General features: G+C 68.3%; 21 protein-coding genes. 16 read left to right on the forward strand and 5 right to left on the reverse strand.

Annotated features, from left to right (window positions below):
- Positions 1 to 5: 5 nt before the first annotated feature.
- Positions 6 to 245, reverse strand: coding sequence for a hypothetical protein (locus ACQP2E_RS38095; protein ID WP_433827773.1), 240 nt, complete (start codon positions 243 to 245; stop codon positions 6 to 8).
- Positions 246 to 343: 98 nt separating this feature from the next.
- Here ACQP2E_RS38095 and ACQP2E_RS38100 point away from each other — a divergent pair, with 98 nt between their 5' ends.
- The 9 genes from ACQP2E_RS38100 (at position 344) to ACQP2E_RS38140 (ending at position 9,039) form a co-directional block, all read left to right on the forward strand.
- Positions 344 to 868 carry a flavin reductase family protein gene (locus ACQP2E_RS38100; RefSeq protein ID WP_433827774.1) on the forward strand — a complete coding sequence of 175 codons (525 nt, stop codon included), beginning with the start codon at positions 344 to 346 and terminating at the stop codon, positions 866 to 868.
- A 118-nt stretch (positions 869 to 986) separates the two neighbouring features.
- Complete coding sequence (locus tag ACQP2E_RS38105) at positions 987 to 1,340, forward strand: DUF485 domain-containing protein (RefSeq protein ID WP_433827775.1); 354 nt, start codon at positions 987 to 989, stop codon at positions 1,338 to 1,340.
- Complete coding sequence (locus tag ACQP2E_RS38110; protein WP_433827776.1) at positions 1,340 to 3,010, forward strand: solute symporter family protein; 1,671 nt, start codon at positions 1,340 to 1,342, stop codon at positions 3,008 to 3,010. The genes ACQP2E_RS38105 and ACQP2E_RS38110 overlap by 1 nt, the downstream gene beginning before the upstream one ends.
- Positions 3,011 to 3,147: 137 nt before the next feature.
- A complete protein-coding gene (locus ACQP2E_RS38115) occupies positions 3,148 to 4,356 on the forward strand; it encodes an LCP family protein (RefSeq protein ID WP_433827777.1) in 1,209 nt (402 codons plus the stop codon).
- A gap of 114 nt (positions 4,357 to 4,470) precedes the next feature.
- A complete protein-coding gene (locus ACQP2E_RS38120; protein WP_433827778.1) occupies positions 4,471 to 5,664 on the forward strand; it encodes an LCP family protein in 1,194 nt (397 codons plus the stop codon).
- A gap of 17 nt (positions 5,665 to 5,681) precedes the next feature.
- Positions 5,682 to 6,017 (forward strand): rhodanese-like domain-containing protein, encoded by a 336-nt coding sequence (locus ACQP2E_RS38125; protein WP_433827779.1) that lies wholly within the window; start codon positions 5,682 to 5,684, stop codon positions 6,015 to 6,017.
- A gap of 13 nt (positions 6,018 to 6,030) precedes the next feature.
- Positions 6,031 to 6,825 carry a glycerophosphodiester phosphodiesterase gene (locus ACQP2E_RS38130; protein ID WP_433827780.1) on the forward strand — a complete coding sequence of 265 codons (795 nt, stop codon included), beginning with the start codon at positions 6,031 to 6,033 and terminating at the stop codon, positions 6,823 to 6,825.
- Between the two features lie 84 nt (positions 6,826 to 6,909).
- Positions 6,910 to 8,091, forward strand: coding sequence for a sensor histidine kinase (locus ACQP2E_RS38135; RefSeq protein ID WP_433827781.1), 1,182 nt, complete (start codon positions 6,910 to 6,912; stop codon positions 8,089 to 8,091).
- Positions 8,092 to 8,163: 72 nt separating this feature from the next.
- Positions 8,164 to 9,039, forward strand: coding sequence for a DUF5926 family protein (locus ACQP2E_RS38140; RefSeq protein ID WP_433827782.1), 876 nt, complete (start codon positions 8,164 to 8,166; stop codon positions 9,037 to 9,039).
- A 4-nt stretch (positions 9,040 to 9,043) separates the two neighbouring features.
- On the opposite strand, the gene ACQP2E_RS38145 is transcribed toward ACQP2E_RS38140, so the two are convergent.
- Positions 9,044 to 10,240: an arginine deiminase gene (locus ACQP2E_RS38145; RefSeq protein ID WP_433827783.1), complete on the reverse strand. Its 1,197-nt coding sequence runs from the start codon at positions 10,238 to 10,240 to the stop codon at positions 9,044 to 9,046.
- Between the two features lie 287 nt (positions 10,241 to 10,527).
- Here ACQP2E_RS38145 and ACQP2E_RS38150 point away from each other — a divergent pair, with 287 nt between their 5' ends.
- The 5 genes from ACQP2E_RS38150 (at position 10,528) to pheA (ending at position 13,869) form a co-directional block, all read left to right on the forward strand.
- Positions 10,528 to 11,265, forward strand: coding sequence for a hypothetical protein (locus tag ACQP2E_RS38150; RefSeq protein ID WP_433827784.1), 738 nt, complete (start codon positions 10,528 to 10,530; stop codon positions 11,263 to 11,265).
- A gap of 92 nt (positions 11,266 to 11,357) precedes the next feature.
- A complete protein-coding gene (locus tag ACQP2E_RS38155; RefSeq protein WP_433827785.1) occupies positions 11,358 to 11,810 on the forward strand; it encodes a PAS domain-containing protein in 453 nt (150 codons plus the stop codon).
- An 83-nt stretch (positions 11,811 to 11,893) separates the two neighbouring features.
- The gene (locus tag ACQP2E_RS38160) at positions 11,894 to 12,286 is read left to right on the forward strand and encodes an ACT domain-containing protein (protein WP_433827786.1); all 393 of its coding nucleotides are present in this window, start codon (positions 11,894 to 11,896) and stop codon (positions 12,284 to 12,286) included.
- Between the two features lie 285 nt (positions 12,287 to 12,571).
- Complete coding sequence (locus ACQP2E_RS38165; RefSeq protein ID WP_433827787.1) at positions 12,572 to 12,901, forward strand: hypothetical protein; 330 nt, start codon at positions 12,572 to 12,574, stop codon at positions 12,899 to 12,901.
- Between the two features lie 26 nt (positions 12,902 to 12,927).
- Positions 12,928 to 13,869 (forward strand): prephenate dehydratase, encoded by a 942-nt coding sequence (gene pheA / locus ACQP2E_RS38170; protein ID WP_433827788.1) that lies wholly within the window; start codon positions 12,928 to 12,930, stop codon positions 13,867 to 13,869.
- On the opposite strand, the gene ACQP2E_RS38175 is transcribed toward pheA, so the two are convergent.
- From ACQP2E_RS38175 to ACQP2E_RS38185, 3 genes are all read right to left on the reverse strand, one after another.
- Positions 13,866 to 14,609, reverse strand: a complete 744-nt coding sequence (locus tag ACQP2E_RS38175) for an AIM24 family protein (RefSeq protein ID WP_433827789.1) — start codon at positions 14,607 to 14,609, stop codon at positions 13,866 to 13,868. The two genes, pheA and ACQP2E_RS38175, sit on opposite strands and share 4 nt — an antisense overlap.
- Positions 14,610 to 14,635: 26 nt before the next feature.
- Positions 14,636 to 14,983 carry a metallopeptidase family protein gene (locus ACQP2E_RS38180; RefSeq protein WP_433834252.1) on the reverse strand — a complete coding sequence of 116 codons (348 nt, stop codon included), beginning with the start codon at positions 14,981 to 14,983 and terminating at the stop codon, positions 14,636 to 14,638.
- Between the two features lie 82 nt (positions 14,984 to 15,065).
- The gene (locus tag ACQP2E_RS38185; protein ID WP_433827790.1) at positions 15,066 to 15,494 is read right to left on the reverse strand and encodes an OsmC family protein; all 429 of its coding nucleotides are present in this window, start codon (positions 15,492 to 15,494) and stop codon (positions 15,066 to 15,068) included.
- A gap of 67 nt (positions 15,495 to 15,561) precedes the next feature.
- On the opposite strand from ACQP2E_RS38185, the gene ACQP2E_RS38190 reads away from it, so the two are divergent.
- Both ACQP2E_RS38190 and serS read left to right on the forward strand, forming a co-directional pair.
- On the forward strand, positions 15,562 to 16,263 hold the full coding sequence (locus ACQP2E_RS38190; protein ID WP_433827791.1) for a hypothetical protein: 702 nt from the start codon (positions 15,562 to 15,564) through the stop codon (positions 16,261 to 16,263).
- A gap of 65 nt (positions 16,264 to 16,328) precedes the next feature.
- Positions 16,329 to 17,588: a serine--tRNA ligase gene (gene serS / locus ACQP2E_RS38195; RefSeq protein ID WP_433827792.1), complete on the forward strand. Its 1,260-nt coding sequence runs from the start codon at positions 16,329 to 16,331 to the stop codon at positions 17,586 to 17,588.
- Positions 17,589 to 17,634 lie beyond the last annotated feature (46 nt).

Below are 17,634 nucleotides of genomic sequence, written 5' to 3' on the forward strand. Positions count from 1 at the left end.
TGCTGTCAGGGCCGCCCGGCCGTACGCGACTCGGGGCCGACCAGGCCGTCCTGGCGTACGAAGATCCGCCGCCGCTGCAGCGCGTTGCCGGCCGGACCGAGGACGTAGCCCTCCAGCCAGATCCAGCCGTCGTAGGTGACCCGCGGGTCGACCCTGATGATGCGGAATGTCAGCGCCCGATCGCCCGAGAACTGGACGCTCGCTTCGGCACCGACCATGACGATGTCGCCCGGTCGCAGCACCACTCGACGTCTCCCTCCGTGGACCAGCCGACTACAAAATAGTTCCTGATCAATTAAATGGGATAGCGGCATGCACAATCTGTAATAGGGAGAATGATCGGATGAACACCGACGAACCGGGCGGCCGAATTCACTCATCCGATCCGTTCGCCGTACCGGACTCGGAAAAATCGGCCGTACGCCGCCTCCGAGGCCGGTTCGCCGCGCCCGTCACGATCTGGACCACGCCCGGACCGGGCGGTCTCACCGTCTCGTCCACCGTGGTCGCCGACGGCGACCCGGGCCGGATCCTCGGCCTGATCGACGAGGAGAGCGACTTCTGGGACGCGGCCGCTCAGTCCGGGCGCTTCGCGGTCGTCACGCTGACCTCCGCCGACCGGCAGCTGGCCGACCGGTTCGCCGGCCTGATGCCGTCGCCGGGCGGTCTCTTCGCCATCGGCGACTGGCAGGACACCCCGTACGGCCCGGTTCCGGCCGGCACCGCCACCTGGGCCGGCTGCCGCCTGGAGAGCAGCCGCGAGTGCGGGTGGGCGCTGCTGGTCGAAGGGGTGATCGAATCGATGAGCGTTTCTGATCTCGGGACCCCGCTGGTCCACTATCGGGGGCGGTACACCGGGCTCGCCTGACTACCACTGGGCGCAATCAGACCACCACTGGGCGCAGACGACGACCGGCGGGCGGTGACCTGGCACACACCTTCGTACGGTGCCGGGACAAGACCGAGCCCGAAGGTGGTGAATCCCCGTGCCTGCTTCAGCCGATAGATACCTCGAAGTCCAGCGCTCCGAGGAGTTCGCTCAGCTCCGCCACAAGCTGCGCAGCTTCATCTTCCCGACGACGATCGCATTCATCGTCTGGTACGCCCTCTATGTACTGCTCTCCGCGTACGCGCGGGACTTCATGAGCATCAAGCTGATCGGCAACATCAACATCGCCCTGGTGTTCGGCATCCTCCAGTTCGTGTCGACGTTCGGGATCGCCTGGTTCTACGCCCGGTACGCGGCGAAGGAGCTGGACCCGCGCGCCGACGCCGTCTACAACGAGCTGGAGAACACCCCCGAGGCCGCCGCCACCACGCCTGAGGGGAGTGCCAGCTGATGGACTTCCTCTTCGCAGCAGAGGCGAGCACCAGCACCTCGCGCACCCTGACCATCACCCTCTTCCTGGTCTTCGTCGCGATCACGCTCGGCATCACGATCTGGGCCAGCCGCCAGACGAAGACCGCCACCGACTTCTACGCCGGCGGCCGGCAGTTCTCCGGCTTCCAGAACGGCATGGCGATCGGTGGCGACTACATGTCGGCCGCGTCGTTCCTCGGCATCGCCGGCCTGATCGCCCTCTACGGGTACGACGGCTTCCTCTACTCGATCGGCTTCCTGGTCGCCTGGCTCGTCGCGCTCCTGCTGGTCGCCGAGTTCCTGCGCAACTCCGGCAGGTACACGATGGCCGACGTGCTGGCGTTCCGGATGCGCCAGCGGCCGGTACGCACCGCGGCCAGCGTCTCCACCATCGTCGTGTCGATCTTCTACCTGATCGCGCAGATGGTCGGCGCGGGCGCGCTCGTCTCGCTGCTGCTCGGGATCAAGCCGGACACCACGTTCCTCGGCATGGACGCGAGCACCGCCAAGGTCGCCACGATCATCCTGGTCGGCGCGCTGATGATCGTCTACGTGACGGTCGGCGGCATGAAGGGCACCACGTACGTCCAGATCGTCAAGGCGTTCATGCTGATGAGCGGCGCGCTGATCATGGTGCTGCTGGTGCTGGCGCACTACAAGTTCAACCTGTCCGCCCTGCTCGGCGACGCGGCCGCGCAGTCCGGCAAGGGCGACGCCTTCCTGGAACCCGGCCTGCGGTACGGCATCGAGTCGGCGAGCGCCTCGGCCACGTTCTACAGCAAGATGGACCTGCTCTCGCTCGGCCTCGCGCTGGTCCTGGGCACGGCCGGCCTGCCGCACATCCTGACCCGGTTCTACACCGTGCCGACCAGCCGGATCGCGCGTAAGAGCGTGCTTTGGGCGATCGGCATCATCGGCACCTTCTACCTCTTCACCCTGGCCCTCGGCTTCGGTGCGGCGGCCCTGGTCGGTGGCGCGAACATCACGGCGCAGGACAAGGCCGGCAACACCGCCGCGCCGCAGCTCGCTCAGGTGCTCGGCATCGAATATCTGGGCGGCGAAACCGGCGGCGCGATCATGCTGGCGGTCATCGCGGCGGTCGCGTTCGCCACCATCCTGGCTGTTGTGGCGGGACTCACACTGGCCTCCTCGTCGAGCCTCGCGCACGACTTCTACGCCAGCGTGATCAAGCGAGGCAACGCCTCCGAGCGTGACGAGGTACGCGTCGCCCGATTCGCGGCCCTCGGCATCGGCGCGGTCGCGATCGCCCTGTCGATCTTCGCGCAGAGCCTGAACGTCGCCTTCCTGGTAGCGCTCGCGTTCGCGGTGGCGGCGTCGGCGAACCTGCCGGCGATCCTCTACAGCCTCTTCTGGCGCCGGTTCAACACGGCGGGCGCGCTCTGGTCCATCTACGGTGGCCTGGGCTCCGCGGTGCTCCTGGTGTTCTTCTCACCGGTCGTGTCCGGTTCACCGACGGCCATGTTCCCGGACCAGGACTGGCACTTCTTCCCGCTGTCCAACCCGGGCATCATCTCGATCCCGCTCGGCTTCCTCTTCGGCTGGCTCGGCACGATCATCTCCAAGGAGACCGACCCGGAGAAGTACGCGGAACTCGAGGTCCGGTCGCTGACCGGCCACGGGGCACACTGACTCGACACCTAGCACGGGCCGGCGAGTCGCCACGCCGGCCCGTGTGTCGAATCTCATAACCGGAGAAAATCTCCTACCTTCGTGCCGAAGCGAGCGGCGGGTCCAGATCCTTCGCCTTGACTACGTAATCTGGATCCATGTCAGCCACCTCCTCCCCTAGCGGCTACCCCTCCGGACGGGCGTCCGTGCCCGCTTATGGGGGCCGGGCTCAGGCCCGTCCCTCGGGAGGCACGCGCGACGACTACGACAACTACGACGACTACGCGCCGTCCGACCGGCCTCCGAGCGGGCCTGGCGGCCCCGGCGGTCCCGGTGGACCTGGCGGTCCCGGGCGCTCCTTCAAGGGACGCCGCCCGCGTCCGCGCTGGAAACGGATCGCGCTGGTGGTGGGCATCGTCCTGCTGATCCTGGCCGTGATCGCCGGCGTCTCGGCGTACGGATACTTCAATGGCCTGGACAACAACCTCAAGCGCACCGACGCGTTCTCCGAGATCACCGCTGAGCGGCCGGCCAAGACCGTCGAGGGCGCGTTCAACATCCTGCTGGTCGGCAGCGACTCGCGGGACCCGGACGCGAAACAGGACACCAAGAACGCCTGGCGCGCCGACACGCTGATGGTCATGCACGTCCCGGCCGACCACAAGTCCGCTCAGCTCGTCTCGATCCCTCGTGACCTCTGGGTGCAGATCCCGGCCGGCAACAACGACGCCTGCACCTCGGGCAGCCGGGCGAAAATCAACGCGGCCTTCGCGTTCGGCGGCATCCCCCGCGCCGTGCGGACCGTCGAGTGCATGACCGACGTGCGCATCGACCACGTCATGGCGATCGACTTCGGCGGCTTCAAAGAGGTCACTGACGCGATCGGCGGCGTCGACCTCAAGGTGGACCAGAGCATCACGTCGATCCACAAGCCGTACCGGAAGTTCACCAAGGGCATGATGCACATGGACGGCGCCCAGGCGCTGGACTGGGTGCGTCAGCGCAAGCAGTTCGCCCGCGGCGACTTCGCCCGCATGCAGCACCAGCAGGAGTTCCTCAAAGCCGTCATGGACAAGGCCGCGAGCGGCGGCACCCTGTCCAGCCCGACCAAGCTGGACGCCTTCCTCGACTCGGTCTCGGCGGCGGTCACGGTCGACGAGACGTTCTCGCTGAAGGACATGGCACTGCAGTTCCGCAGCCTGCGCGGGGAGAACCTGACGTTCATGACCAGCCCCAACAAGGGCAGCGACACCATCAGCGGCCAGTCCGTCGTGGTGTCCGACCGGGAGAAGGCAATCGCCCTCTACAAGGCGATGGCCGACGACAAGATGGCCGAGTACATGGCCGCAAATCCGGTCAAGAAGTAACTTCCGGCCGCAGGTGGGACGGCTTCTTCAGATTGAAACTTGGTAGATCTTCAGTTGTACGCAGGGTGTCCGTAAGGTTATGCAGCCCATCCTCCCACCCCCTTGGAGAGCTGCATGACCGTCACGGCCGACCGTCCGACGCCGTCATCGGATCTTGCCGCTCTGCTCGACCCCGACGCGCCTGACGGGCCACGGGAGATCCGGTCCCGCAAGGCGAAAAAGGTTCGCTCGCCGCTCTGGGCCCGGATCACCACATCGGTCGGTGTCGTGCTGCTGGTGGCGAGCGCGGGCGGGCTGGTCGGCGGCAAGGTTCTGATCAGCAAGACGACCGACAGCATCGCGCTCGAGAACCTGACCGGCGACGCCAAGAAGACCGAGGCCGAGGGCGGCGGCGCCACCCTCGATGGACCGATCGACATGCTGCTGATGGGCGTGGACGCCCGGGAGCGGTGGGCCGCCGACGAGCTGCGGTCCGACACGATCATCGTTCTGCACATCCCGGCCAGCCACGACCAGGCGTACCTGATCTCGATCCCGCGCGACACCGAGGTCACCGCTCCGGCGTTCGAGCCGAGCAAATACTCCGGCGGCACCGTCAAGGCCACCGAGGCGTTCTTCTTCGGCGCGCAGAACGGCGGCGGCTGGACCGGCGGCGCCCAGCTGCTCTCGAAGACCCTGAAAGCCGAGACCGGGATCAGCTTCGACGGCGCCGGCATCATCAACTTCGGCGGCTTCAAGCAGGTCATCGACGAGCTAGGCGGCGTCAAGATGTGCGTCGACCAGCAGGTCACCTCGAAACACATGAAGCTGGTCGGCGGCGAGCCGATGTGGCTGGCCGAGGCCCGCAAGACCGGCAAGCCGATGAAGGACGTCGTGCACGAGGTCGGCTGCAAGCAGATGGAGGGCTGGGAGGCGCTCGATTACGCCCGCCAGCGCTACGGCCTCAAGAACGGCGACTACGACCGCCAGCGCCACCAGCAGCAGCTGATCAAGGCGATGGCGAAGAAGGCCTCCAGCAGCGGCACTCTCACCAACCCGCTCAAGGTCAGCTCGATCATCAAGTCGGCGGGCGAGGCGCTCGTCCTGGACATCGGCGACATCCAGCTCACCGACTTCGTCCTCGGCCTCTCCGGCGTCGCGGCGAACGACATGGTGTTGCTCCGGACGAACAACGGGACCTTCTCCGGCAACGGCAACGGCCGCGAGGTCTTCAACGACACGAGCAAGGCCATGTTCCAGGCGGTCAAAGAGGACAAGCTGGCCGAGTTCGTACTCGACAACCCGGACGTCGTCGCAACCGAGAAGTGACGCCGTAATCTGTTCCCGTGTTCGGACCACACGTACCCAGCATCACCTCTGACGAGGTTCAGCCCGGCGCCTTCCTCCTCGACGTTCGCGAACCCGACGAGTGGACCGCCGGGCACGCGCCCGGTGCCCACCACCTGCCGATGATGGAGGTCCCGGCCCGGATGGCCGAGGTGCCGACGGACGGCGACGTGGTGGTGGTCTGCCGGGCCGGTGGACGCTCCGGTCAGGTCGTCGCCTATCTGATCAACCAGGGGTGGGACAACCTCCGCAACCTCGACGGCGGCATGCAGGCCTGGGCCGCCGCCGGGCGCGATGTAGTGAGTGAGGACGGACAGCCGGCCCGCGTGATCTGAAAGTCCCAGGGACATGCCCGCCGACAACTACCGTCCGCTCGTCTTCGCCCATCGTGGCGGGGCGGACGCATTGCCCGAGCACACGCTCGGGGCGTACCTGCGCGCGCTGGACGAGGGCGCGGACGGCCTTGAGTGCGACGTGCGCCTGACCCGTGACGGCCATCTGGTCTGCGTGCACGACGGGCGCCTGGAACGGACCAGCAACGGCCGGGGACGGGTCAGCGCCAAGACCCTGGCCGACCTGGAGACGCTGAACTTCGGCTCCTGGCACCCCGGGTACCCGGTGGAGGAGGAGCTGCCGGACCTGTCCCGGCTGCTCACCCTGGAACGGTTGCTGGAAGCGCTGCTCTCCTCCGGCCGGCGGGTCCGCCTGCTGATCGAGACGAAACACCCGTCCCGGTACGGCGCCGAGGTGGAACGCCGGCTCGTGCGGATGCTCCGTCACTACGGACTGGCCGACCCGAAGCCGGACGACCGCGTACAGGTCACCGTGATGTCCTTCGCGGCGCTCGCGCTGCGACGCATCCGCGCCCAGGCGCCAGGCGTACCGCGGGTCTTCCTCATGGAGTTCGTCCCGCCCGGCCTCGGCCGCGGACGGCTGCCCTTCGGCGCGCACGCCGCCGGACCCGGCGTCGAAGTGATCCGGGCACGGCCCGGGCTGCTGCCGGCGATCCGCGCGGCCGGACACCAGACGTACGTCTGGACCGTGAACGAACCGGCGGATCTCGAGCTGGTCCTGGCACACCGGGTGGATGGTGTGATCACCGATCGTCCCCGGTTCGTGCTGGACCAACTCGACAGAGTGTGACCTACGACACTCAACGGCCACGAGCTGCAGGATCCGCTTAGGTTCATCTGCCCAAAACCCGGCGGGCGAGGCACACTCGCAGACATGCCGGACCGCCGTCCCGACTACGTGACACTGACCCGGGGTCAGATCGCGGCGCTCGACCGCGTCAACACGGGTGAGCCGGGCCTGTCCGTGCTCCAGCAGTTCGTCCGTCTCGCGCAGGACGTGCTCGGCGCACGCGGCGCGGGCTTCGCGGAGTACGCGACGGGCCACGCCCGGATCATCTCGGCCACCGGCGTCTGCGAGCCGGCGCTCGGCCGCCGTGTGGAGCGGCCGGGCAACCCGTCGCTGCTGCCTCTCGACTCGGTGAACAGCGCGTTCGCCGGCAAGATCGAGGGTGGCGAGCTGCGCCACATGCTCGGCGCGCGTTGCGAGATGAACCGCGTGGTGGTCGGTTCCCTGCACGTCTACTTCGGCGATGACGACGGTGACCCCGGCCCCGAGCACCACGCCGTCATGGAGCTGATCGCCGGCCACCTGGGCCGTCTCTACGGGCGGCAGGCCGGGCTCCCGGTGCACCCGGAGCCGGCCCCCGAGCAGGCCCTGCGCCAGGAGGACCGCGACCTCTGGGTTGCGGTCACCAGCCACGAGCTGCGTACGCCGGTCACCGTCATCAAGGGGTACGCGGACACCCTCACCAACCACTGGGAGACGCTCGGCGAGCCGGGGCGCAGGGAGGCCGTCCGGGTCATCGGCACCCGCGCCGGCGAGCTGGCCCGTCTGCTGGACCGTCTGCTCTCGGCCACCACCGACGACGGCTCGGTCGGCACGTCACCGGCCGGCCCGTTCGACCTGGCCGAGGCGTTGCGTGAGGCGGCCGGCGAACTGCCCGGCGCCCTGCGGGGACGGATCCGCTTCGGCGAGCTGCCGGCCGGCCTGCCGAAGGCGTACGGAAACCGCGACTCGATCGCCACGATCCTGACCGAGCTGGCCACCAACGCCGAGCGCAACTCGGAACCGGACACCCCGATCGAGGTCTGTGCCGGCACCGACGACGACACGCTGCGGTTCCGCGTCTCCGACCAGGGCGTCGGCATCGCTCCGGAAAACGTGGAACGTGCCTTCGAGCGTTACTGGCGGGCCGGCGACAACGGCCGCCGGCCCGGCGCCGGCCTGGGCCTTTACCTGGTCCGCCGGTTGATAGAGCGCCAGAACGGCTGGGTCTCGCTGCGCCCGAGGGACAGCGGCGGCACGGTCGCCGAAGTACGCCTTCCGCGTGCCTGAATCCTGCCATTTCCGGACACGGGGTGGCCCACGTCACGGGTTCCGAGTAACAACCGCCTACGCTGTTTCCTCGTGAGCAAGCGTCGGAAGTCCCGCGAAACCGCCCCGAAGACCAAGCAGCGCGACATTTTCGTCGCCCGCCCCTTCGAGGGCCTGGCTGATGAGCCGGAGTGGGTCGCGCTGCGCGAGCTGGTCCCGGCGGCCTCCGCGCCGCTGACTCTCAAGCCCGAGGTCGTCGAGGAGTTCGGCGACCGCCCGGTCACCCTCTCCACCGTGCTGCCGATGGCCTGGCCGGCGATGACCCGCAGCGACGGCCGTGTCTTCATCGGCCTTCAGCGGCACGTCCAGTCCGGTGACGTCTCCCGCGACCTGGCCGTGGCGATCATCAGCGCGCTGCAGACCAAGCCCGGTGACACGGTCGCCGTCCCGGCGCTGCCCGGCGAGGGCCCGCGCCTGCAGGATCTCCTGGTCGATGGCCCGCTCGACATCACCATGCACGACGGCTTCGAGTACTGGCTGGACGCCGACCAGATCCAGGACTCCAACGTGCGGGCGTCGCTTGAGCGGGCGAACGCCTCCATCTACCCGACGGTCCGGCTCGCCGCCGCGAAGGCCGCGTACTGGTGCCGGGTCGCCCCGGAAAAGAGCCACATCCGCTGGGTGCTCCCGGAGGCCGAGGACCAGGCTCTGGACGCGCTGGCCCGGCTCTCCGCCGCGGGCGAGCTGCTGCTCGGCGAGAACACCAAGTTCGCCGGCATGTTCCGCGCCCACGGCGTGCTCGTCCCGGTCTGGGACGTACCCGGCGAGCCGGAGGGCACCGACTTCGAGGCCCCGCTCGCCGACTTCGCCAAGCGGTACGCCGACACTCTCGCCGTCAACGCGCCCCTCGACGCCGCTGCCCGCCGCGCCAAGCAGGGCCTGATCGGCCGCCAGCTCACGCTGCGCTGACCCGTTATGGGCTAGTTAGCGGATCGCGGGTAATCGGGCAGCTCATGCACCTTGGGCCGCCCCGGCCGCTGCCCAGCTCGGAACCGCTGATCCGGATCACTTCGATCCCGGCGCGTTCCAGCTGGGCGTTCGTCTCGACGTTGCGCTCGTAAGCGACACAGAGCCGAGGGGCGAGCGCCAGCGTGTTGTTTCCGTCGTCCCACTGCTCCCGCTCGGCGGTCACCGGGTCGAGGCCGGTGTCGATCACCCGAAGATGGTCGATGCCCATCGCCTCGGCGGCCGCTTCCAGGAACGGGCGTGGCGCGCGGACCAGCAGGTCGTCCTCGAGCCCCGTGGTCACGGTCCAGGCAACGAGCGAGCCGGCGACGTTGGGGTACATCACCACGGCGTCGACGTCGACCATCGTGCAGACGGTGTCGAGGTGCATCGTGGCGCGTTCCTGGGCGATCGGCACGGCCAGCACGGTGTGCGCGAGGCCGGCGGACAGCACCCGGCGAGCGAGCCGTTCGGCGCCGGCCGGGGTGGTGCGCTCGCCGACGCCGATGGCGAGCACGCCGGGCGCCAGGACCAGCACGTCACCGCCTTCGACGTGTTCCAGCGCCGGGTCGTACAGCAGTGGCGCCGCGGCGAAGCGCGGGTGATAGCGATAGATCGCCTGGGTCAGCGTGGTTTCCCGGCGGCGAGCCGGCATGGCCAGGCTGGTGACCGCCACCCGGTCGCCCACCCAGACCGACGAGTCGCGGGTGAAGAGCAGGTTCGGCAGGGGGTCGATCACGAAGTCGTACCGGTCCATCATTTCGTAGACCAGGCCGCCGGCGCCGGGCTTGATCTCCTCGTGCGCCAGGCCCGCCATCAGGACACCGGCCAGGCGCGCCGGTTCCAGATCGCGAAGGTACGACGTGACGACCGCCCGCAACGAGTCGCCGAGCCGTGGATCGGTCAGCACACCCGCGGTCAACTCCTCGCGGGCCTGCTCCACGGCAAGGGTCTCGGTCAGCAACGTTTCGAGGTACAGCACCTCGACGCCGCGGGACCGTAAGGCCTCGGCAAACGAGTCATGTTCCTCTTGGGCCCTGCCGACCCACGGAATAGCGTCGAAGAGCAGGGAGTCGTTGTTACGTGGCGTCAGCCGAGCCAGCTCAGCACCGGGCCGGTGCAGCAGGACGGTGCGCAGGGTGCTCACTTCACTGTCGACGTACACATGGCCGACGTTAGCGGGTACCGAGTGCGATCAGGTCGTGACGTTCTGACTAGATCTTGGGACGACCATGCATCCCACGGACGGTGGCGATAACTTGTCAGGGTGCGACGAGACTGCGGCACTCAGGCGTACACATGCACCATCCGAAAGAAGATGTTGTCCGTGAATGCGGCATTCATCCATAGTCCTTCACCTTTCTTTCCTCTCTCCAGACCTGTTCCGTAGGCACACGAGCACGTACGGTAGTTGGAAAAGAGAGCCCGACTGACCTTTTGCCGGAGGTCGCAGTGACTGTCTTCCCCGCCCGCCCCGCTCTTCCCGTCCCGACCAGGGCACTCACGCCCGCTGACCAACACCATTCAGGGCCATCCGCCCTGGAGCCTCCTCGTCTCACGCCCGTCGAGTGGGCGCGGCGTCGTCGCGCCGACCGCGACGCACGGCGTCTCGAGGCCGCCGGGGCTCGCGCGCTGACGCGACTCGACCGCCTCGGGCCCAACTGGCACATCGTCGACTGGCCTCGCACGGACGTCATGCAGGCGTACGCCGAGCCGGATCCCGCCGACGAGCGCGCCGGGTTCCTCGCCATCGGTCCCGGTGGCGTCTATGCGGTCACCGTCGCCGACCACGGCCGGTCCCGCGTCCTGATCGCAGGCGACGTCGTGCAGATCAACGGAAAGCGCCCGCAGTACATCGCGGAGGCTCGCCGGGACGCACGCCGGGCCGCCAAGGCACTCTCCGCCGCCGTCGGGATGAATGTGCCGGTGACAGCCGTGCTGGCGTTCGTCGGATCGGGCGTCATCAGCGTCCACGGTCTGCCGAAAGACTGCCTCGTCGCCACCGACAAAGAGCTCGACCGCTTGCTGATCGCCGGGGGCGCGAAAATCTCCCCGGCTACCGCCAGCAAACTCTCAGCCGTGGCACACCACCCGGGAACCTGGGCAAATGCGCCCTATCGGCCCGCTGGTGACTACCGTTGGTACAGCAACGGACAGACGGCCGCTGACAAGCGGCCGACCCGCCGGTAACGTTCCTTCCTGACGCCGTCGACGGCCGGCGCCGTGATCGAGTGATCGATCGCCGCGCCGGCGGTCGCCGCGATGGATACGAGGAGGAGCGGGTGGCGCATGTTGAGCTCTCCCTCTCGGGAGCGTTCGTACCCCAGGCCCGGACACCGGCCGAAGCCGAGTTCGTCACCAGCGTGGAGCGCTGGAGCGCGGCGGTGGCGATCGCCGAGGAGCCGTGTCTGGTCATCGACAACAGCGGTCTGATCCTGGCCGTCTCACCCTCGTGCAGCGAGCTACTCGGCCTGGGCAAGCCCGCTGAGGCGCTGGGCCAGCGGCTGAACGCCGCACTGCAGCTGATCGACTTCACCGCCGGCGCGGGCCGGCTGGAGGAGCCCGAGGCAGACAAGATTCCGCCGCTGCTCGCTGTGAGCAGCGAGCGTCTCGCGCGCGGGCTGCTGCGGGTGGCGGGCGACCCTCCGCTGACCGTCGACGCCGTCTCCACGCCGCTGCTGGCGGGTGATCGGGTGGCCGGTTCGCTGACCTTCCTATCCCCAGTACGGTACTGACGTCCGCTTTGTCCTCGAAGGTGTGGCGTTTGCCGCAGCTGAGGGGCATTGGTCGTTACACGCCCGCAACGTAGTCTGCCCTCATGCTGGATCTAGACCTGTTACCAGGTGAGTACGCGGTGTGCCGGTTGCCTGCCGGTTCGACCCTGCCCGCCTCCCTCACGACGGGTCCGGACGACAAGAGCGTCATCTCGGTGACCTGGGGTGTCGACGAGCTCTCGATCATCTGTCCGCAGCACCGGGCTCCGGCCGACGCGATCGCCGACACGGCATGGCGATGTCTGCGCGTGACCGGCCTGGATCTGAACCTCACCATGACCGGCGTGCTCGCCTCGCTGGTCGGCCCGCTCGCCGAGGCCCGCGTCAACATCGTGACCTTCTCGACGTACGACACGGATTACCTGCTGGTCCCGTCGGTACGCCTCACCGAGGCGGTAAACACGCTGACTTCGGCCGGCCACCGTATCGCCGGATGACGTCACGGCTCCTACGATGAGCCGGTGTCCCCCCGCACACGCCGTTTTCTCCCGGCCGCAGGTCTCCTGCTGATGGCCGGCTGCGGTGCGCCGCCCCCCGCGGCCCCCGCGTACACCGCTGCACCCGCGGTCAGCGCCCCCAGCGTGGCAGCCATCCCGTCGCTGCCGCCTGTCACGTTCGTTCCGCTGGACCCGACGACGACCGCGCCCCCGATAGCAACACTTCCGACGACATATCCGACGTATCCGACGTATCCGACGGCGACCGTGCCTACGACTTCGCCGGTGACCACCACCTCGCCGACGCCGTCGCCCACGCCGTCGCATGCGAAGAAGTGCACCGGTGAACCGACCGGCAAACAGATCCTCGCCCTGCTCAAGGGCAACCCCGCCGTTCCGGACGCTACGTTGAAGGTCGACGAGGGCCCGTTCTGCTCTGGCGTCTGGTCGTTCACCACGGTGAAGCTGGCCAGCGGCGACGCCGAGACCCTCTCCGTGGTCACCACCGGCAAGGGCAGCACCCTCACCCTGGTCACCGCGGGCACCGACGTCTGCAACCCCCGGGTGCAGGCCGAGGCACCGGTCGGCATCCGCGTACTGGCCTGCGGCTACTGAACCGGCTGAACACATAGACTGGCCCGATGCCCGGTACGCCGCCCACACGATTCGCCTACCTCGGTCCGGAGGGCACCTTCACCGAGGCCGCTCTGCGTACCCTCCCGGCCGCCGAGCGTGGGCTACGCACCCCGGCCCGCAGCGTCCCGGAGGCCCTCGAAGCGGTGCGTTCGGGTGAGGCGGACGCCGCCCTGGTCCCGCTGGAGAACTCGGTCGGCGGGGCCATCCCGGTCACCCTCGACGAGCTGATCACCGGCAGCCCGCTGATGATCACGCGGGAGGTGCTGCTGCCTGTCGAGTTCGTGCTGGCCGCGCGTACCCTCACGCCGCTCGCCGAGCTGCGGACGATCGCAGCGCACCCGCAAGCGTCCGCGCAGTGCCGGCACTGGCTCCAGGCGAACGTGCCGGACGCGGTCGTGGTCGACGTGCTCTCCAACGCCACCGCGGCGATCAGCGCGGCCGCCGGGGAGTACGACGCGGCCCTCTGCGCCCCGATCGGCGTACCCCGCAACAATCTGGCCGTGCTCGCTGAGAAAGTGGCGGACCGAGCCGAGGCGGTGACCCGTTTCGCGCTGCTCACCCGCCCGGGCGCACCGGCCGCTCCGACCGGCGACGACGTGACGTCACTGGCCGTCTCGATCCGGCACGACCAGGTGGGCGCGCTGCTCGCGGTGCTCACCGAGCTGGCGGTGCGAGGCATCAACCTGTCCCGCATCGAGTCCCGCCCGACCGGCGAGCAGCTCGGGACGTACGTCTTCTTCCTGGACTGCACCGGGCACGTGGCCGAGGCCCGGCTCGGCGAGGCCCTGCAGGGCCTGCGCCGGATCTGCGCCGAGGTGCGGTTCCTGGGCAGTTACCCCAAGCACCGGCTCCAGCCGGAGTCGCCGGTGGCGCCGCCACGCGGCCTCTCCGACACCGACTTCGCCGATTCGGCCGCCTGGCTGGAACAGCTGCGCAACCCGCTCTAGTCGTCGAAGAGGTTGTCCAGGATGCCGCCGCCTCCGCTGGATTTCGACGAGCCGTTGGCGGCGCCGGCCAGGCCGCCCGGCGGCTCCTCGGACGGCTGCACGATCACGAAGCCGTGGCCGCTGAAGCTCATCGTGAACCGCTCACCGGTGCTGCGGCCCAGCAGCGTGCCGAGGCTGAACTGCTCGGCCCGGTGAAACCCGGTCTGCAACGAGGCCGACCAGGCAATCGCGGCCTGCGGGTCGACATATGTCGGCGCGTCGACGTTGAGCACCACGGGCGTGCCGTTCGTCATCACGGCGATCCGCCCGGCGCCGGTGAAGACGCAGTTGAACAGACCGGCGCTGGACATCATCCCGGCGCCACCGACGACCTTGATGTCGTAGTTGAGCGTCGAGTCGAAGGCCAGCACGTTCGACCCGTTGATGGAGAGGGCGTCGCCCGGTTCCAGGTCGATGAGGTGGATGTCGGCGGCGCGCTCGGCCAGGAAGACGTCGCCGTGGCCGCGTACCCGCATGAGCGGCACACCCTCGCCGGTCAATTTCTGCTTGAGGAACTTGCCGAGGCCGCCCGAGCCGAGCGCCTCGAACTGCACCTGACCCTGGTACGCCACCATCGACCCGGTCCGGGCCATGAATTCGCCGTTCAGCTCAGCCTTGAGCAGCTTGGAGTTCTGGAGCCGCAGCCCGGGCTGAGCCGATTCCTTCTCGAGGTTTTCCGCTGAGAAAAGTTCGCTGCGCATGATCCCAGAGTAGAAACCGGGAGCAATTATCCCCAGCCGAGGTCGTGGAGTCGCTGGTCGTCGATCCCGAAATGGTGAGCGATCTCGTGCACCACGGTGATCGCGACCTCGTCGACCACGTCCTGCTCGCTGTCGCAGACCTGCAGCGTGGGATTGCGGTAGATGGTGATCCGATCGGGGAGCGTCCCTGCGTAATCCCAGCCTCGATCGGTGAGCGCCGTGCCCTCGTAGAGGCCGAGCAGGTCGTCCCCGCCGTCCGGCGGGGCGTCCTCGACCAGGAAGACCACGTTGTTCATGAGGGAGAGCAACTCGTTGGGCACCTCGTCCAAAGCGTCTCCGACGAGTTCTTCGAACCGTTCACGACTCATGTTCACCGGCACGGTCGTAATTGTGCCCGGAATACAGCGTTCGATGGGAAACCGGCGCGGCCGGAACCGCGCCGGCTCCAAAAAAGATCTAGGCGAGCTTCGCGACCAGGGTGATCGGAGCACCCGGCGAGAGAAGCTTGGAGATCGGGCAGTTCTCCTTCGCGCCCTCGGCGATCTTCTGGAAGGTCGCGTCGTCGATGCCCGGGACGTCGCCGACGGTCTCCAGTTCGATGCCGGTGACACCGAAGCCGCCGTCGACCTTGTCCATCCGGACCTTCGCGACGGTCTCCACCGACGTCGGCGTGAAGCCCGCGTCGGCGAGGCCCTTCGAGAACGCCATCGAGAAACAGCCGGAGTGCGCGGCCGCGATGAGCTCCTCGGGGTTGGTCCCCTCGCCCTCCTCGAAACGCGACTTGAAGGAGTAGTTCCCCTGCAAGCCGCCCTTACCGGTCTTGACAGTGCCGGAACCCTCGGTGAGGTTCCCTTCCCAGCGAGCTGAAGCAGTACGAATAGGCATGACCAGAACGCTAGCCCATCCGACGGCCGCTGGTCCGTAGTCGACGCAAGGGGCCATTATGGAGCGCATGTCCTCCGATTCCGAGTCAGTGATCGAGTTCGGTGCGCCCGAGGCCGCGGAAAAACCCCGCCGTTTCCCGTACCTTCGCGACCTCGGTTCGGACCGGCGGCTCCCGGCCCTGGTCGCCGGGATCGGCGGGGTCGCGGCCTTCGCCTCGTTGATCTCCGAGTGGCAGGTCACGACGATGGACAACATCGCCTTCGTCGACGGCGAGCCGGTCCAGTCGGAAATGTTCCCGGCCAACCTGATCGATCTGGGTGGGGCCGGCGGTGCGTACCTTGGTGGTCTGTTTTTGCTGGTGGCCACGGTTGTGCTGACCCTTTTCGGTCCGGTGGCCGGCCGGCGTTACACCCGGCTGGCCGGTCTGAGCGTCGGCGGCATGCAGATCGCTCTGCTCCTCGCGGTGATCCAGATGCTCGGCTCCCAGTCGCTGCTGGTCTCCCGGTTCCTGAGCGTGCAGATCAACGACGACCCGCCGGTGGTGGAGTACGGCCGAGGCATCTGGTGCGCCCTGGCCGGCGTGGCGGCCGCGCTGGTCGCCCTCTGGATCTCGGACCGGGCGCCGGACCCGGACGACAAAGAACGCCGCGTGATCACCCGGACGAACGACGAGGAACTGATGCCGGACACACCGCTGGAGCTGAGCATCACCCCGTCAGCGCCGTTCGCCCAGTTCCCCGGTGACCGCGATCAGCCGCACCGGCTCTAGCCGATCGGGACGCCGGGGGATATCCGGGTGCTGATCGGACCGAGGCCCCGGTAGGCTCGACAACCGTGATTGACCTGCGTCTGCTCCGGGATGACCCCGAACTGATCCGCGCCAGCCAGCGAACGCGCGGCGAGTCCACCGAGGTGGTCGACACGCTGCTGCGCGCCGACGAGGAGCGTCGAGCCGCCACTCAGCGGTTCGAGGCGGTCCGGGGCGAGCAGCGGTCCATCGGCAAGGACGTCGCCAAGGCTTCCGGGGACGAGCGGGTCGCGCTTCTCTCGCGTACCAAGGAATTGGCGCAACAGGTGAAAGCGGCGGAAGCCGCGGCAGGCGAGGCCGAGCAGGCACTGCGTCGCGCGCACCTGGCCGTGCCCAACGTCGTCGAGCCGGGAGTGCCGGCCGGTGGCGAGGATGATTTCGTGGTGCTGCGCGAGGTCGGAGTGAAGCCGGAGATCGCCAATCCCAAGGACCACCTGGAGATCGGTGAGGCGCTGCGCGCGATCGACACCGAGCGTGGTGCGAAGGTGTCCGGTTCGCGGTTCTACTTCCTCACCGGCGTCGGCGCGTTGCTGCAGCTCGGCATGCTGCAGCTCGCGATCCAGCAGGCGGTCGAGCACGGGTTCATCCCGGCGATCACGCCGACCCTGGTGCGGCCGGAGTCGATGGAGGGCACCGGGTTCCTCGGCGCGCACGCCAGCGAGATCTACCGGCTGGAGGCGGACGACCTCTACCTGGTCGGCACCTCGGAGGTGGCCCTCGCGTCCTACCACTCGAACGAGATCCTCGATCTGAACGACGGTCCGGAACGGTTCGCCGGCTGGTCGACCTGTTACCGGCGCGAGGCCGGCTCGCACGGCAAGGACGTGCGCGGCATCCTGCGGGTTCACCAGTTCGACAAGGTCGAGATGTTCTCGTTCTGCAAGCCGGAGAACGCGATCGCCGAGCACCAGCGACTGCTCGCCATGGAAGAGGAGATGCTGGCCAAGGTCGAGATCCCCTATCGGGTGATCGACGTGGCGGCCGGTGACCTGGGCAGCAGCGCGGCCCGCAAGTACGACTGCGAGGCCTGGGTGCCGTCGCAGGGCCGGTACCGCGAGGTCACCTCGACGTCGAACTGCACCACGTTCCAGGCTCGGCGGCTCAACGTCCGATACCGGGACGAGAACGGCAAGTCGCAGACCGCCGCGACGCTGAACGGGACGCTCGCCACCACCCGGTGGCTGATCCCGATCCTGGAGAACCACCAGCAGCCTGACGGCTCGGTCCGGGTGCCGAAGGCGCTCCAGCCGTTCCTCGGCCGCGAGGTGCTCGAACCCGTCAAGTGATCGCAACCGGCCGGCTACCAATTGTCATGGCAGCTGGTAGCCGAGC

It is taken from the genome of Actinoplanes sp. CA-015351 (assembly GCF_050955685.1).
Taxonomy (GTDB): domain Bacteria; phylum Actinomycetota; class Actinomycetes; order Mycobacteriales; family Micromonosporaceae; genus Actinoplanes.